The organism is Virgibacillus sp. LDC-1, assembly GCF_030137545.1.
Lineage (GTDB): Bacteria > Bacillota > Bacilli > Bacillales > Amphibacillaceae > LDC-1.
The window spans coordinates 29731-45702 of sequence record NZ_JARUVL010000013.1 but is presented as its reverse complement, the minus strand read 5'-3'; the positions used below and the strand labels follow the sequence as shown (position 1 = coordinate 45702).

General features: G+C 37.5%; 16 protein-coding genes. 3 read left to right on the top strand and 13 right to left on the bottom strand.

The features are described 5' to 3' along the window. Positions 1-118 precede the first annotated feature (118 nt). Positions 119-880 carry a glucose 1-dehydrogenase gene (locus QBK89_RS11545; protein ID WP_284141202.1) on the top strand — a complete coding sequence of 254 codons (762 nt, stop codon included), beginning with the start codon at positions 119-121 and terminating at the stop codon, positions 878-880. Positions 881-928: 48 nt separating this feature from the next. Here the strand turns inward: QBK89_RS11545 and QBK89_RS11540 are convergent, their stop codons facing one another. Next, entirely contained in the window at positions 929-1279 is a 351-nt protein-coding gene (locus tag QBK89_RS11540; protein ID WP_284141201.1) for a YflT domain-containing protein, read from the bottom strand. A 177-nt stretch (positions 1280-1456) separates the two neighbouring features. On the opposite strand from QBK89_RS11540, the gene QBK89_RS11535 reads away from it, so the two are divergent. After that, positions 1457-2674, top strand: coding sequence for an MFS transporter (locus tag QBK89_RS11535; protein WP_284141200.1), 1218 nt, complete (start codon positions 1457-1459; stop codon positions 2672-2674). 95 nt (positions 2675-2769) lie between these two features. On the opposite strand, the gene QBK89_RS11530 is transcribed toward QBK89_RS11535, so the two are convergent. Continuing rightward, complete coding sequence (locus tag QBK89_RS11530) at positions 2770-4248, bottom strand: SulP family inorganic anion transporter (RefSeq protein ID WP_284141199.1); 1479 nt, start codon at positions 4246-4248, stop codon at positions 2770-2772. Between the two features lie 331 nt (positions 4249-4579). Here QBK89_RS11530 and QBK89_RS11525 point away from each other — a divergent pair, with 331 nt between their 5' ends. Continuing rightward, positions 4580-4996: a universal stress protein gene (locus tag QBK89_RS11525; protein ID WP_284141198.1), complete on the top strand. Its 417-nt coding sequence runs from the start codon at positions 4580-4582 to the stop codon at positions 4994-4996. 299 nt (positions 4997-5295) lie between these two features. On the opposite strand, the gene QBK89_RS11520 is transcribed toward QBK89_RS11525, so the two are convergent. The 11 genes from QBK89_RS11520 to QBK89_RS11470 form a co-directional block, all read right to left on the bottom strand. Further along, positions 5296-5787 (bottom strand): OsmC family protein, encoded by a 492-nt coding sequence (locus tag QBK89_RS11520; protein WP_284141197.1) that lies wholly within the window; start codon positions 5785-5787, stop codon positions 5296-5298. A 76-nt stretch (positions 5788-5863) separates the two neighbouring features. Beyond that, positions 5864-6517, bottom strand: coding sequence for a Crp/Fnr family transcriptional regulator (locus QBK89_RS11515; protein WP_284141196.1), 654 nt, complete (start codon positions 6515-6517; stop codon positions 5864-5866). A 66-nt stretch (positions 6518-6583) separates the two neighbouring features. Then, the gene (locus tag QBK89_RS11510; RefSeq protein WP_284141195.1) at positions 6584-7816 is read right to left on the bottom strand and encodes a peptidase U32 family protein; all 1233 of its coding nucleotides are present in this window, start codon (positions 7814-7816) and stop codon (positions 6584-6586) included. 86 nt (positions 7817-7902) lie between these two features. Next, positions 7903-8820: a peptidase U32 family protein gene (locus tag QBK89_RS11505; protein WP_349774630.1), complete on the bottom strand. Its 918-nt coding sequence runs from the start codon at positions 8818-8820 to the stop codon at positions 7903-7905. Positions 8821-9048: 228 nt separating this feature from the next. After that, complete coding sequence (locus tag QBK89_RS11500) at positions 9049-9870, bottom strand: metallophosphoesterase (RefSeq protein WP_284141193.1); 822 nt, start codon at positions 9868-9870, stop codon at positions 9049-9051. Further along, the gene (locus QBK89_RS11495; RefSeq protein WP_284141192.1) at positions 9867-10874 is read right to left on the bottom strand and encodes an ABC transporter ATP-binding protein; all 1008 of its coding nucleotides are present in this window, start codon (positions 10872-10874) and stop codon (positions 9867-9869) included. The genes QBK89_RS11500 and QBK89_RS11495 overlap by 4 nt, the downstream gene beginning before the upstream one ends. Beyond that, positions 10871-11851 (bottom strand): ABC transporter ATP-binding protein, encoded by a 981-nt coding sequence (locus tag QBK89_RS11490; RefSeq protein ID WP_284141191.1) that lies wholly within the window; start codon positions 11849-11851, stop codon positions 10871-10873. Before QBK89_RS11490 ends, QBK89_RS11495 begins: the two co-directional genes overlap by 4 nt. 11 nt (positions 11852-11862) lie before the next feature. Next, entirely contained in the window at positions 11863-12681 is an 819-nt protein-coding gene (locus QBK89_RS11485; protein WP_284141190.1) for an ABC transporter permease, read from the bottom strand. A 6-nt stretch (positions 12682-12687) separates the two neighbouring features. Next, the gene (locus tag QBK89_RS11480) at positions 12688-13632 is read right to left on the bottom strand and encodes an ABC transporter permease (RefSeq protein WP_284141189.1); all 945 of its coding nucleotides are present in this window, start codon (positions 13630-13632) and stop codon (positions 12688-12690) included. A 20-nt stretch (positions 13633-13652) separates the two neighbouring features. Continuing rightward, positions 13653-15212: an ABC transporter substrate-binding protein gene (locus tag QBK89_RS11475; RefSeq protein ID WP_284141188.1), complete on the bottom strand. Its 1560-nt coding sequence runs from the start codon at positions 15210-15212 to the stop codon at positions 13653-13655. A gap of 15 nt (positions 15213-15227) precedes the next feature. Next, positions 15228-15962, bottom strand: a complete 735-nt coding sequence (locus tag QBK89_RS11470; RefSeq protein ID WP_284141187.1) for an MBL fold metallo-hydrolase — start codon at positions 15960-15962, stop codon at positions 15228-15230. Positions 15963-15972: the final 10 nt, after the last annotated feature.

Here is a 15972-nt window from a genome sequence, read left to right as displayed (position 1 = left end):
TATCTTCATTATAACGTGACCTATGACAATTTGTTTAACGTAAGTTGTATTACATGTATCAAGTAGAGCAAAGGTGTATGATAACAATGTAAGTGAATTATTATTAGGAGGTATTAGCATGGGTAGATTAGACAATCAAGTAGCAATCATCACTGGCGGAGGATCAGGTCTAGGTAAAGCGATTGCAGAGCTTTATGCAAGCGAAGGTGCAAACGTTGTTATTGCAGACATGAATTTAGAAGCAGCCGAGGATACGGTTAATGGTATTAAGCAAAATGGCGGACAAGCTCTAGCCATCAAAACAAATGTCACAGAAGAAAATGATATTGAGCAAATGGTTTCAAAAACAGTAGACACGTTTGGAACAATTGACATTCTCGTTAACAATGCTGGGATTGTTGATAATATGTATGCAGCTGCAAATGTACCAGATGATGTATGGGAACGCGTATTTAATATAAACGTAACTGGTACAATGCGAACGATGAGAAAAGTCTTACCTCTCTTTATGGAGAAAAAATCCGGAACGATTGTGAATATGTCTTCTGTTTCAGGTGTTGCTGGAGGCCGTGGTGGCCTTACGTACACTGCTACAAAGCATGCCATTGTCGGAATGACAAGAAACGTTGCCGCACATTATAAGCATTTAAATATTCGCTGTAACGCAATTGGACCTAGCCAAGTGCCAACAAATTTAACCAATTCAATAAAGCAGCCAGATCCATATGGCATGGAACAAGCTCTTGCTGGTGTAAAAATGATGCACCGTCCAGGTACTACAGAAGAAATTGCTAATATTGCTTTATTCTTAGGTTCAAATGAATCTTCTTATGTAAACGGTGTTATTGTGACAGCCGACGGTGGCTGGTCTGCATATTAATAATAGGAGAGCTGCCTGTGAATAGGCAGCTCTTGTTTAACCTTTTCATTACAGTAAGATTCTTTGTGATTCAGGATGATTTTCCACCATTAATAAAACTTTCCCCTCATCCATATCTTCTTCATATTTCTCCGCTTCAACCTGTGAGAATCCCATTTCTTTCATTTTCGTGCGTAATTCATCACCCTGCTTGCGAAATAGATTTCCTACCATATCCTTCAAATCCATTTCTTCCATTCCAATTGTATTCGCTCCTGCATTCGAAGCAATACGATCTGTACGATCATCATCATGTGCTAAAATGTAAATATCTTCTTTACGTACGCCGTTTTCTTTTAGTTTGTTCACATCATTCGCTAATTGTTCATCATTTAAATATTCTTTTACAAATGGTTTCATGTATATACCTCCTAGTTAGTTGCTTAGTGTGTATATTCCCACCTCATTAAGGAATAAACATAGATTGTTTTCAGCCAAGTAGTGTAAAGTTGCTGCAACAAGAATAGGAAAGCGACTTCCAACTTTTATTAGGGTAAAATTAGAGTGATAGTTTTATAATGATTAGGAGCGTGAAGGATGAGGGTGAATTGGTCTGTTTGGAAGCATCCATTTATTTTGTTAAATTCAGTTGGTATCGCTGGAATCGGGGACTTTATTTATTTAATAGCGATTAATCTACTCGTATTTGACATGACTGGCTCAGCTGCAGCAGTAGCTGGTTTATGGATAATTGGTCCGTTCGTTAACGTCGTTACGAAATTTTGGACCGGAAGCTTTATCGATTATCGTAGCAAGCGGAAGATTATGATGATAACTTATATCGCAAGAGGGGTATTCATTTTTTGCATCCCTTTCTCTTCAAACATTATGATGGTCTATTTCTTTTTAATTTGTATTAGTATAGCAAAATCTTTTTTTGTTCCTTCATCCATGACATATACAACACAGCTTGTACCAAAGAAGCTTCGAAAAAGGTATAATTCCATTCACGCATTAACATCTTCTGGTGCCTTTATTATTGGACCTGCGGTTGCAGGGACATTAATTCTTATGACTAGTATTAAAGATACGCTCTTTATCAATGCAGGAGCTTTCATTCTTGCTGCTTTGTTACTTTTGTTTCTTCCAGATAAAGAAGCCTTCACTACAAAAGCACCTGCAATCTCTTTACATCAAATAAAGCAAGACTGGACAACTGCTGTTCAATTTTTAACAGCGTTTAAATATGTAGCAATTGTTTATGGTGCATATTTGACGACAACTATTTTCTCTTTTGCAATGGATACACAAGAGGTTGTATTTACCCAGCAAGTCGTTGGTTTATCCCAGCTTGATTACAGTCTATTAATCAGCATTACAGGTATTGGATCTATTATCGGCGCTTTTTTACTAGCAATCTTTACACAAAAACTATCGCTACAGCTTTTAATCGCAATTGGTATTTTCATGCAAACGGTAGGTTATTTATTTTATGCTTTCTCTTGGTCTTTTTTCTCGATTGCATTTGGCTTTACAGTGCTCGGATTTTTCAATGCTTTTCTCAATGCAGGGATGATGACGTTTTATCAAAATAATGTACCTACTGAATTAATGGGAAGAGTAACAAGTATTTTACAGCTATTACAAAGCAGTTTCCAAATAATCTTTGTTTTAATGGTAGGTGTAACAGCAGAGGTCATTCCTTTACGTGTCACGATTATTTTACTCGCTTTTGGTATGCTCATTTTAGCAATGGTGCTTATCTGGAGTGTTAGTTTACCAAGCAAAAAAAGATATTTTGAGGAAGCTACTTAATCGTAGAATCTGTATCCATATATAATGAAACGTTCATTAGTCAAACGATAAAGCCAGGCAGCTCATCAATAATTTGATGAACTACCTGGCTCTTTTTAGTTATTCACAGCCTTTTGAATGGTTTCTGGCTTATGATAAATAGCCAGTTTATCCAATAGCTGATTACTTTCCTCATTTAATCCAATTAGTTGCACAGAAATTCCATTTTGGGAAAATTTATAAAGCACTCTGTCTATTGCATCAACAGCTGAATCATCCCAAATATGTGCTTGGCTTAAATCAAGCTTTACTTCCTTGATATTTGCTTTATAATCAAAGCTCGCTATAAGATCTGTAACAGAGGCAAAAAACAATTGCCCTGTAACACGGTAAACTACTTTCGACGCTTCAGCGGATGTAATCGTAGTTACCTTTACCTTTGATATTTTCGCAGCAAAAAACAGTGCGCTCAGGATAATTCCAACGAATACTCCCTTAGACAGGTCATGCGTAATCAAAACCGTACCAACGGTTGCAACCATGACGACTGTATCGGTTATCGGTGTTTTATGGAGCGTTTTTAATGAGCCCCAATCAAAGGTACCTACCGAAACCATAATCATAACGCCTACAAGTGCAGCCATCGGAATTTGAACTAAAAAGTCATGTAGCAGTAAAATTAATATCATTAAAAAAGAACCCGCTACGAAAGCAGAGAGTCTTCCTCTTCCACCTGACTTCACATTGATAACAGATTGTCCAATCATCGCACAGCCTGCCATCCCGCCAAAAAAACCGGATACGATATTCGCGATCCCTTGTCCTCTTGCTTCTTTATTTTTATCACTAGACGTATCTGTCATATCGTCCACGATAGATGCAGTTAAAAATGACTCTACAAGACCAACAATCGCAATTGATAAAGAGTAAGGGAAAATAATTTTCAATGTTTCTAAATTAAATGGAATATCCGGAATAAGGAACATCGGTAACGTTTGTGAAAGCTGTCCCATATCTCCTACAGTACGAACATTACTATCGCTTACTATCGCGATAATGGTTAATACAATAATTGCGATCAGTGGAGATGGTATTGCTTTTGTGACACGCGGTATAAGATAAATAATTGCTAAAGCAAAAACAACCATCACATACATTACCCAAGTTTCCCCAACAAAATGCGGAAGTTGCGAAGTAAATATTAAAATGGCAAGTGCATTCACAAAACCAACCATCACCGATTTAGGAACAAACTTCATTAAGCGACCAAGCTTTACTATTCCCATTCCAATTTGGATAATCCCAGTTAAAATTGTTGCTGCTAACAAATATTGTAGTCCATAATCAGCAACTAAGGTAACCATGACTAAAGCAGTCGCTCCAGTTGCAGCAGATATCATCCCTGGGCGCCCACCAACAAAGGAAATAACAACTGCAATACAAACCGAAGCATATAATCCAACCATTGGATCTACTCCTGCGATAATAGAAAAGGCAATTGCCTCAGGTACTAATGCAATTGCTACTACAATTCCCGCTAGAATATCGCCCCTTATATTGCCGAACCATGCTTGTTTTATTGTTTCATTAATCACGTTTCATCCTCTTTCTATTTAATTTTTCTTACCTATGCACGAATAGTAGTCCATAACGGCAGTGCAAAAGGAAATATTCCTCGTTTGAACAGTTCACAGTCCAAACCTAAAATAGATTCCTATTTTAGGAGTAAACGATTAACTTTCCGATTACTACTGAAAGATAAGTCCGAAGACAACAAACTGTATTATAAAGGCTTTATCACTTGTTTGGCAAACTTCTATGTAAACGCAGTCATTGCTCTTTTTCTCTCTTATCCTTCTATTTTCGCTCTTATTATACTTCATGCTATACTAAAAAATAGAATTGGGTATATAGGAGGAGTTATCGATGTATGAAAACATTTTGCTAGCTACGGACGGCTCTGAGCATTCTATCCGTGCCGCAGATCATGCTTTTAATCTAGCTACTCTTTATTCAAACACAAAAGTAACCATAATCTATGTCATTAGTGATGCAAGCGCAAAAGAAGATGTCATTCACAACTGGGGAAAAGATATGAAGCAAATTCGCAAGGAAAAGCTGTTGCTAATTGAACAAAAAGCAAGACATGCGCGCATTGAATATGAAATTGTATTTCTGCATGGAGAACCAGGGCCGACAATTGTCCAATATGCGAATGAGAAGGTTTTTAATCTCGTAGTAGTGGGAAGTCGCGGTTTAAATACATTACAGGAAATGGTACTCGGAAGTGTTAGTCATAAGGTCGCAAAACACGTTCACTGTCCTGTGCTTATCATTAAGTAGATTCCAATTTTACAGAAGCTTTACACTGGGGTCATCGTTCATTCATAAAGTTTTAGTATGCTAGAAATAAACAAAGATAATCTCTCTCCTTGGAGGTGCCGAATGCGATTTCTTATGAAAGTAATGGTTTGTTTGATCGGCATACTGTTTATTAGCTAGATTGATGTTTCACTTGTTTCATATACAAGGTCGGATACAAATTGAATGCATCCGACCTTCTTTATGTTTTGAAGTATTATGCAAAAAGAGAAAACGCCTTTTCAAAAGAAAAGACGTTTGTTAGTTACACTAAAGTGAATCTATGCAATAACTAGTTTTAATTCAGCTTTTAGACTCGCTAGAACTGGCGATTTTTCAAGTGCTACCTTTGCAATCTCCGTAATTTGCTGCTTAGATGCATCTGACTCAACCGTTAACGTTAACATTGGATTAAGAATACCACCATCGCCTTCCTCCAAGCCTAAAAATACAGCAGCATTTAAGTCTGCATCCACTTCAACAGAAACATGTTCAAGTGCAATACCTGCCTGTGATGCAAGCACTTCAAATGTTATCGCAAAACAGCTTCCTGCTGTTCCGATAAGCATTTCAATCGGATTCGCCCCTTTATCAGTACCACCTAAAGGAGTAGGTTCATCCATCAATATAGGATCAAAATCACGAATCTTTAAGCTGTTAACGATGCCTGATTCTCTTTTCACGTGTGCCTTCCAGCTTTTTATTTTTAGTGAGGGATCTGCTTTGATCGCCTTTACGGTTTGTTCCATTGCTTCGAAATTAATTCCATTCATTATAAATCCTCCATTCATTAATAAACATTACAATAGTAAGCATACCAACGATGAAGGTTTCCGTATGTAAGCAAGCTTACATCGAACTAGAAATCCATATCCGATTATTTTCAATTTTTACCGTTCCATTTTGTGTTAGTTTATTAAGCAAGAAGGTCACTGTTTCTCGAGTAGAAGCAATCATTCCTGCAATATCGCGATGGGTTAAATATGCAGGGAGTGGATACCATTCATCCGTTTCCATTGATGTATCTGCAAGCTTTATTAGCATTTTAATCAAGCGCTCTTCTACTTTATCGTAAGCAACCTGTTCTAATATCGAAATGACGTCCTGCATCTGATTCGCAAAATGGGTAAGTAATGTAAAGGATAATTCTGGCGTTTGTTGAACAACCTCTCGTATCTCCTGCTTCGTTATTTTCACGACCTCAACATCTGTTAATGCAATCGAATAGGCACCACTCGTTTTTTCGGTAAATGCACTTGGTAAATCAATAAAGTCTCCTGCTGATAGAATACCTAATACACATTCCTTTCCATCTTCATGCAAGTGAAAAACACGTACATCTCCAGCTAATATCATATAGATTGCATCATCTAACTTGCCTGGGTAGCATAATTGCTCCCCTTTTTTAAATTGTTGCTTTGTTCGTTCTCTCCATTCTCTAAGCTTAGAATCTTCGATAAAACGAAGCAGACTTGCTGGCTGAAAAAACTGATTTGCTTCCATTCCGCACATCACCACCACATTATTCTAGCAATCCACTTATTAGAGCCGCGCTTCGTTTTCCTCTTTTCACTTTCGTTTTCGAATCATATCCAATGGTGCTACAGGATGATCTACTTTAACCTTAAGAACCATCATTGGATGTGGAGCAACATTGATCGGATTTCCTGCCTCATCCCACATTTCTTTTACATGCTGATACACATGCTTGAATTGTGGCCCATAAAATTCAATTTCATCTCCGACTCCAAAAGAGTTTCGCTGTTGAATGGTGGCAATTTGGGTATCCGCATCATATGCTAACACTTGTCCAGCAAACGTATAGACTGGTATTTTCCGTCGTTTCCCAAACAATTGCTGCTCTTCTTCTGGTGTACCATAATAAAATCCTGTTGCTAATTCACGCTGGGCAACCTTCCACAGTTCATCTTCCCATTCTGGATTAAATTGATAGTTTTCTGGATCATTACAATAAGCATCAATCGCCTGGCGATACACATTAGACACGGTTGACACATAGTGAATGGACTTCATTCGTCCTTCGATTTTTAGACTATCCACTCCCGCTTCTACAAGATCAGGAATATGACGAATCATGGACATATCTACTGCACTCATCGAAAAAGCTTCCTCTGGATCTCCAGCTAGCAACGATGTTTTTCCCATTGGCTCATCCATTTCAAATAAGTCATATTTCCAACGGCAGGATTGTGAACAGCCGCCTCGGTTTGCATCTCGCATCGACATATGATTCGAAAGCACACAACGTCCAGAATATGAAATACACATGGCACCATGAATGAACACTTCTATTTCTACATCTGTATTTTGACGAATTTCATTGATCTCATTCATTCCAACCTCACGAGCCAACACAACACGCTCTAATCCTTCCTGCTTCCAGAAATTTAATGTTTCATAGTTTGTAGCAGAAGCCTGTGTTGATAAGTGAATTGGCAAGCCTGGCGCTTCTGTTGCACATATCTCAATTAATGCAGGGTCAGATACTATAACAGCATGAATGCCGATATCGCGAAGTGTCTGGAAGAAATCTCCCGCACCTTTTGCATCTTCCTCATGTGTCACCATATTTGCAGCTACGTATACTTTTGCTCCATGTGCATTGGCAAAGGCAACCCCTTCTCTCATTTCATCATAGGTGAAATTACCTGCACGACTTCGAAGGCCATATGCATTTCCACCAATATATACTGCGTCTGCACCATAATGTATCGCTGTTTTCAATTTTTCTAACGTTCCAGCTGGTGCTAGCACCTCTGGTTTTTTAAGCTTTGTTTGCATTTTTATTCCCTCCAACTCAAGTAAAGCATCAACATCATTTCCCCATTAAAAATAAATACACTTTCTGTATGTTTCTTATCATTTATTTATTTTATATCAGCAGGATCCTTTAAAAAGAAGCCGGTCCCTAACCCTCTTCCTTTCGGATGCAGTGCATGTAATTGTTTTGCACGTTCCTCAAGTGCTTCCACAGACCATGTATTATTCATTATCGCGTCTCTTTCGTTGACGAATAACCGCACGATATCTACAAATGTATCCCCTTGCACAAACAATCCATCCAGCTTCCATTTTCGAATGCCTACATCCTTTAGTTTTTGCAAATGCAGGATTAAATTAATATCATCCGTGGCGAAAATATGCGTTCCATTCATGTCCTCATAAATAGAGTAATGCGTATCTTCATCCTTTGCTTCTGATATAAATAACCCTTTCTCTTTTGCTGTATCATTTGCTTGCTCTACAAAATGCATGTAATTCGATACAAGTGGCCTTTTCGACTGATGGATACAGGTTGAACCATATACTTGTACTTCTACAGGAACCGTTGCTTGCTCACTTATCGTCTTTAACTCTTCATACGTAAGTTCTCTTGCAAGTACTGCGCCTACCGCACCACGTTTTGCCCAAAAATTTACCTGGTTTGCACTTGTTACCATTGTTTGGGCATCATATACGAATGGAAGCTCTATTTTATTTGTTTGCAAAAGATGGATAACACCTGGATCTCCAACCGAAATCCAATCAACACCTATCTCCTCTAACGTACGCAAATAAGGGAGCACCTGTTTTATACGCTCATTATGCATCAATGCATTTACCGCAACACCTACTTGTTTTCCTTCATGATGTGCTATTTGTGTAAGGGTTTTGATCTCATCCCCGGTAAAAGATGCGGGTAGTCTTAAGCCGAACTTGTCTTCGCCAATATAAATCGTATCTGCACCAGCTTGGAGCAGTTTTTCTCCTTGCTCTACAGATTCCGCAGTAGCAATTATTTCAATCATTCTCATACACCTCTTTACTATTCCTATCCTCAAAAATCGTATCATAAAAAAAGCCTATAAAGTTTGTGCTTTTTGTGACAATCATTACTATGCGAAATGGAACTATTTCAAATTTTAAAAAGAGTATATTGGATTTGTTTAAAGGAGCCAACTATCTTTTTGAGAGGAGCACAAAGGGGAAATGCAGGATAAGGAAGAAATTCCCTATCCTTATCCAAACACCAATTATTCAATATTAAATGTATAAAAAGCTTCGTTTATTTCTTTGCGGATACTTACACTTTCCCATTCAGCATAATTTCCGAGACAAGCACAAATCATTTTCGTGTGGTTACTCGTATCAGTTTTTCTAAAATGAACATGTCCCATAATACTATACTGTATATTATAGTCTTCAAAAAGTCTGTGATAAGAATCACTGCCTAAAAATGCATTAAAATAATCCCATACTTCATGCGGCATTGGGACAATGAAATTTGGATGTGTAACCATATGTGTCATCATAATTATGTTCTTGTTTTTATATGCTTCTAGATCCTGTTTTAGTTTTTCATAGAAGAATTCATGTACTGCTTTATTATCTAAGTTCCAATTTGTATAAACAGAATCCTTCCACGTTCTACCGTTATATTTCATTTGATTAAATTGTTCGTTGTTAAATTTTCTGCTACCAAATGAGTGGTCATACCAACCAGAATTCCCTACTACAACCCATTCCTCATTAAGCACATATGGATTTTCAGCAATACAACCATCCCATTGTTTCAATGATTCATAAACCTTCCAAGTGTCTGTAACATGATTATCCTTTGACCAATAGTCATGGTTACCAGGAACAAACAACACTTTGACCTCGGTACTTTCTTCTAATGATGTTAGAAAGTGAAGTGTTAAACGATAATCGTTTGACACATCTCCCGGTATTAGCAATATATCTATTTTGGATTCCTTAATTTTCTCAACTAAAACAGTAAGTATATTTTCACTTGAGGATTCAAGCACACGATTTTTATCAATATGCAAATCAGAGATAACGCCAATTTTCATCGTATCGCCTCCTCTATTGTATCTTTGCTATTCCCTTCAATTGTCTTGTATAGGTGACAACGAACAACATGCGTTTGATTCAAATGCACGTCGGACGGTTTAAAAGATGAACAGGTTTCCATTGCTTTTGCACAACGAGGATGGAAAGGACAGCCAGCTGGCGGCGTACCTGAGTTAGGAACTTCTCCTCCTAAAACAATTTGAGTCTTATTTTCATCTACTGTTGGGTTTGCAGAAAATAATGCTTGTGCGTAAGGATGCTTTAAGTTAGAGCCAATTAGATCAGTACGACCTTGCTCTACAATTTCACCTAAATACATGACCGCAATCCGATCACAAAAATATTGTATGACATTCAAGTCATGGGAAATAAATAAATAAGTTAATTTATATTTATTTTGCAGCTGTTTTAGTAAATTTAAAATTTGAGCTTGGACAGAAACATCTAGAGCTGAAACACCTTCATCAATAACGATAAATTCTGGATTTAATATGATTGCAGTTGCAATGGCCACCCTTTGCCGTTGCCCTCCGCTCAATTCATGCGGATAGCGATGTAAATAGGATGCATCCAAACCAACGTCTTCCAACACTTCTACAACTTTTTCCCGCCGCTCGACCTTTGTCCTTATACGATGAATCACTAGCGGTTCACTTACAATCCATTCGATTTTCTTTTTAGGGTTCAGTGAAGCATACGGATCTTGGAAAACTATTTGCACTTTCTTACGCCATGCTTTCATTTGTTTATTAGTAAATGTTGTCACATCACTTCCTTTATAGAAAACCGTTCCAGACGTTTGTGATATAAGCTGAGCAATAATTTGGCCTGTTGTTGATTTCCCACTTCCACTTTCTCCAACCAATCCAAGGGTTTCTCCTTCAAATAATCGTAGAGAAACACTATTTACAGCTTTTACATACGATGGTTTCCCTAAAAAACTGGAACGATTCGATTTATAATGTTTTTGCACTTTATCCAGTTCTAGTAACGGAGTGCTCATATATTTATCGCCTCCTGAGCATAAAGATGACATTTCACTTGATGATTCCCATGTTTCTTACCTTCGGGATATGTTGTTTGACATATATCCATGCGTAACGAGCAACGGTCAACAAATGGACAGCCTCCTCTTCGTTCTCGTAAAGCAGGAACTCTACCTGGAATTGTATGCAATGGCTCTCCTCGTTTTTTATAATCTGGGATAGATTGTATTAGCCCCTGTGTATATGGGTGTTTAGGATGCTGCAAAATCTCCTCGATTGGTCCTTCTTCCACGATGTGACCAGCGTACATAACAATGACTCGGTCACAAACTTTACGAATGACTCCCCAATCATGTGATATAAAAACTAATGATGTATTTCGGGTTTGCTTAAGCTTACGAAAAAGCTCTAAAATTTGTAATTGGATTGTAACGTCAAGTGCAGTAGTAGGTTCATCAGCAATGACCAAATCTGCTTCACCAATCAATGCGATTGCTATAACAACACGCTGCCTCATTCCTCCAGAAAGCTGATGAGGATAGGCACGATACAATTCCTCTGCTCTTGGCAAGCCGACCTCTTTCATCAGTGCAATGGTCATTTCTTTTATTTCTTTATTGCAAAAGCCGGTATGCTTTTTTAACACCTCAGAAATTTGCCTACCTATTGTTAAAAGTGGATTCAGGGACGTCATTGGCTCTTGGAATATCATAGATATTGCGCTACCTCTTATTGACTGCCACTCTTCATTAGTAAGTGAAACAAGATCAGTACCTCGATATTGAATACTACCTTTTTTAATCATTGCATTTGTTGGAAGCATACCTAAAATAGCGTGAGAGGTTAAACTTTTCCCGCAGCCTGATTCACCTACAATACCGACAATTTCCTTTGGATAGACTGAAAAGGAAATATTCTTCAAAGCAGCATAATCTCCATCTTGGAAAGTAAACGATACATCTAAATTTTGTACTGATAAAAGCGGTTGTGACATTGCTTATCCTCCTAGGATTTTTTATCTTGCAAATCACGGATTCCATCACTAAGTAGATTGAACCCAAGTACCATGAAAGTAATAAACAGTCCCGTGAGAATTACATACCAAGGTGCTGTACTCATAAACGGCTGTGCTTCTTTAAGCATCCGCCCCCAACTAGGATCTGGAGGCTGTACCCCTAAGCCTAGATAGCTTAATCCTGCTTCTGCTAGAACAGAACCTGAAAAGCTTAACGTTACTGCGACTAAAATGGGCGATGTGACATTTGGTAATATATGTTGAAATATTATGCGAAAGGAACCAGCTCCTTTTGCAATACTCGCTTTTACAAAATCAAATTGTTTTACTTGAATAAATCCACTGCGCACAATTCTTGCAAATGATGGGATGCTCATTATCCCAAGAGCAATAATTGTATTTCGTATTCCGGTCTCAAAAACAGAAATAAGCATAATCGCAAATAAGATACCTGGCAATGCCATCATTGCATCAATTATCCGCATACTAAGCTCATCAATCCATCCTCCGAAATAGCCTGCACATGCACCGATCAAAAATCCAAAAAACAGACCGATAGAAACTGCCGAAAATCCAATTAAAAATGCGGTTTGTGATCCCTGCATCACGCGACTAAAGATATCTCTTCCAAAATTATCAGTTCCGAATAAATGTGTGAACGAAGGTTGTGCTAATCGATCACTTGGATCCATTGCATTCGGACTATATGGTGTATAAAACAAGCTAACGAGCATCATTATTGTCAATACAGTTACAAAACTAACCCCGATTATTAACGGAATGCTTTTAAAGATATTATGTTTTTTCATATTTCGTCACCCCTTTAATCTAACTCGCGGGTCAATTAGCTTATAGAGCAAATCAACAATAAAATTGACTAAAATTACGAGAATCGCAATGTACAGAACCATGGATTGAACTAACGGAAAATCGCGAGATGTGATGGATTGAATTAATAGATTTCCTAATCCTGGTAATGCAAATACGTTTTCAATAATGATGCTTCCACCTAACGTATCGGCAACAATTAATCCCATTATTGTTAGGACTGGCATAAGCGCATTGCGTAATATATGTCCATACATAATTGTTTTTTCTCTTAATCCTTTACAACGTGCTGTGCGGACATAATCCATTTTTGCTTGATCCAAAATCGTATTTCGCAAATAACGGATAACTACAGCAATATTCGAAATAGCTAAAGCCAAGGAAGGTAAGAAGTAAGAACGTAGCGCTCCAATAAAGCTTTCAGACCAAGGCACATATCCAAAAGTCGGAAATAGCTGAAATGTAACCCCGAACACTAAAATTAATACAAAGGCAAACCAAAAAGAAGGAACAGCTATCCCTAACTGTGTAAACATAGAAAGAAAAACTGATATCCATCTACCATCTGTGCGAGCAATATAAATCCCTAAAGGAATACCAATACATATTGTTAACAGAATTGAATATATCGCTATAGAAAACGTAACAGGAATTCTGTCCTTTAACACATCTAAAACAGGTTGCTGATATTTTAAAGAATCTCCTAGATCTCCCATTAAAAATCCGGACAACCAGCTCGTATATCTTTCTCCAATAGATTTATCTAAACCGAGTTCTTTTTCCAGCTGTGCAATTTGTTGTGTATCGGCATCCATGCCCAGAATAATCTGGGCAGGATTACCAGGTAACACTTGAAAAACAGTGAAGATTATTAATGAAACAAGTAAGATGGTCATCAGAAAAGTAGATAGTTTATACAACGCATATTTCATATTAAAAACTCCTTACTTTTCTATTTTGTAACTGTTACATCCTCTAAATTAAACTTTTGAATCGGAAATAACTTTAGTCCATTTACTCCATTGCGCATGGCAGTAGTACGATCAGGATCCATAATAAATAATGCCGCTGCCTCATCCGTTAGAATAGTTTGTGCTTTTTTATAAAGAGCCGCTTTTTTCGTTTCATCGGTTTCACGAACAGCTTCTTTAATCAGTTCATCATACCGCTCGTCTTGAAACTTCATAAAGTTTTTTCCGTAGTCACTAACATATCTTACGAGCACTTCATAAGGATCCAATTTCCCTGTAAATCCAATTATTGTTGTTTCGTATTGCGCATTATTATATACATTTTCCAACCAGGAACTGAATTCAATTTGCTTTATTTCTGTTTGAATATTAATTTGACTTAATTGATCCGCAATGACTTGCGCTGTATCAACGTGGAATTGATAATCAGACGGAACAGTTAACTCCATCGTAAATCCAGATGCCAATCCCGCTTCATCTAATAATTCCTTTGCTTTTTCAATATTTTGCTCGTATCGATCTTCTAAGCCTGGTTCATAATAAAATTGCATTGCTGGACTCATGTTCGTACCTAACTTTGTACCCATTCCATCTGCAACCGTATCAATAATTACGTCTTTATTAATTGCTAGATTTATAGCCTGACGTACTCTAACATCATCAAATGGCTTTACACTATTGTTCATTGCCATAAGCTGTACCATGTTTTGCGGACCGGATATTGAGTGCACCGTATCTCCTAATTGATCCAACCCTTGTTTACTAATTCCTGGTAGAATATCGATCTCACCAGCCTGCATTGCTAAAATGGAAGACTCTGGATCTGGCATAATTTTAAATTGGACTTCATCTATTTTGGGAGTGTTTTCCTTATCATAGTAGTTTTCATTTTTACTTAAACGGAGCTCCTGCCCAACCTTGTATTCCTCAAACTTAAATGGTCCTGCGCCAATAGGCTTTGAGCTCTGTTCTTCATAATCTTTCGGAACAATTGCTACAATATTACGAGCAAGAAAAGCCGAGTCTACTTCCTTCAATGTTACAACTACCTCAAGCGGAGACTTCGCTTCCACTTTTTCTACTATTTCGAACCTTGAGGAAAGTGGTTCTCCTCCATTTAAGCCACCAAGCTTTGCATAAGAATAAACAACATCGTCAGCAGTTAATTCAGAACCATCATGAAACATGACACCTTCTTTTAAATAAAATGTATATGTTCGTCCATCATCCGAAATAGCATACTTTTCTGCAATAGCCGGAACTAATTTCCCATTCTCATCGGTATCCAATAACCCATCAAATACGTTATCCATCATAGAGCCTGTATCTGTAGCTGCAGATAAGTATGGATCCAGATTATCAATTTCTGTACTCATTGCTATACGTACAACTCCACCTTCATTACTGCTCTTTTCTTGATTCTGTTCAGAATGGTTTGTTTTTCCTTGTGTATCTTTAGAAGCTGTTGGAGAAGAGCATCCTACAATAAACAATAATACAAACAACATAATGAATAGGCGCTTTATCGTGATCATTTTCATATTTAAAACCTCCAATTATAATAGAATGGACAAGCCAGTATGTGCTTTTGAAATCTTTTTTTGAAAATAAGGACGTACCTCGTTTATTAATTGTGAAATATCGCCAAAGTGTGGCAAGTGTGTTAACACGAGCTCTCCAACATTCGCTTTTGAGGCTATTTCACCAACCTCAGTAGTAGACAAATGTCCTTTTACATACCCTTTCTGCCTTTGATAAAAGCTACACTCAATCAACAACAAATCCGCGTCCTGTGAAAATCTAATTAAATTTGGTGTATACCCTGAATCACCGCTGTACACTAGCGATGTTCCTTTAGCATTCGTAGCCTTTATTGCACAAGTCGGAATTTCATGAAGCATTTCTGCAAAGGTCACTTCTAATTTTCCAACTTTAATCACACTCGTTAGGTTAATTGAATGAGCTCGAATAGCTGTTGGATATTCCAAGGGAAGATGATTTAAATCCTCCGTGTAAATATAAACATCTAGTGCGGAGTTTCGATTTCCAAGCTGTTGTTGTATACGCATCGCATATTCTAAGCAATAAAGATCCGCTATGTGATCTGCATGTATATGACTAATAAAAACCGCATCTATTTCGTTAATACTGATGTAATTTGTTAATTGAGATAATGCACCACTCCCACAATCAAATAAGATTTTTGTCTCATCTTGTTCAATCAAATAACATGCAGTTGCTTCATTTTCCTTTGGATACGCTCCCCAATAACCAATAACAGTGAGCTTCACGTAATCCCCT

Excerpts from the sequence above, each read along its gene's own strand:
- QBK89_RS11500 (WP_284141193.1), bottom strand. The coding sequence starts at position 9,870 with ATGAAAATTGGCGTTATCTCTGATTTGCATATTGATAAAAATCGTGTG.
- QBK89_RS11490 (WP_284141191.1), bottom strand. The coding sequence starts at position 11,851 with ATGTCACAACCGCTTTTATCAGTACAAAATTTAGATGTATCGTTTACT.
- QBK89_RS11515 (WP_284141196.1), bottom strand. The coding sequence starts at position 6,517 with ATGGAAGCAAATCAGTTTTTTCAGCCAGCAAGTCTGCTTCGTTTTATC.
- QBK89_RS11510 (WP_284141195.1), bottom strand. The coding sequence starts at position 7,816 with ATGCAAACAAAGCTTAAAAAACCAGAGGTGCTAGCACCAGCTGGAACG.
- QBK89_RS11480 (WP_284141189.1), bottom strand. The coding sequence starts at position 13,632 with ATGAAATATGCGTTGTATAAACTATCTACTTTTCTGATGACCATCTTA.
- QBK89_RS11485 (WP_284141190.1), bottom strand. The coding sequence starts at position 12,681 with ATGAAAAAACATAATATCTTTAAAAGCATTCCGTTAATAATCGGGGTT.
- QBK89_RS11525 (WP_284141198.1), top strand. The coding sequence starts at position 4,580 with ATGTATGAAAACATTTTGCTAGCTACGGACGGCTCTGAGCATTCTATC.
- QBK89_RS11475 (WP_284141188.1), bottom strand. The coding sequence starts at position 15,212 with ATGAAAATGATCACGATAAAGCGCCTATTCATTATGTTGTTTGTATTA.
- QBK89_RS11495 (WP_284141192.1), bottom strand. The coding sequence starts at position 10,874 with ATGAGCACTCCGTTACTAGAACTGGATAAAGTGCAAAAACATTATAAA.
- QBK89_RS11540 (WP_284141201.1), bottom strand. The coding sequence starts at position 1,279 with ATGAAACCATTTGTAAAAGAATATTTAAATGATGAACAATTAGCGAAT.
- QBK89_RS11520 (WP_284141197.1), bottom strand. The coding sequence starts at position 5,787 with ATGAATGGAATTAATTTCGAAGCAATGGAACAAACCGTAAAGGCGATC.
- QBK89_RS11535 (WP_284141200.1), top strand. The coding sequence starts at position 1,457 with ATGAGGGTGAATTGGTCTGTTTGGAAGCATCCATTTATTTTGTTAAAT.
- QBK89_RS11545 (WP_284141202.1), top strand. The coding sequence starts at position 119 with ATGGGTAGATTAGACAATCAAGTAGCAATCATCACTGGCGGAGGATCA.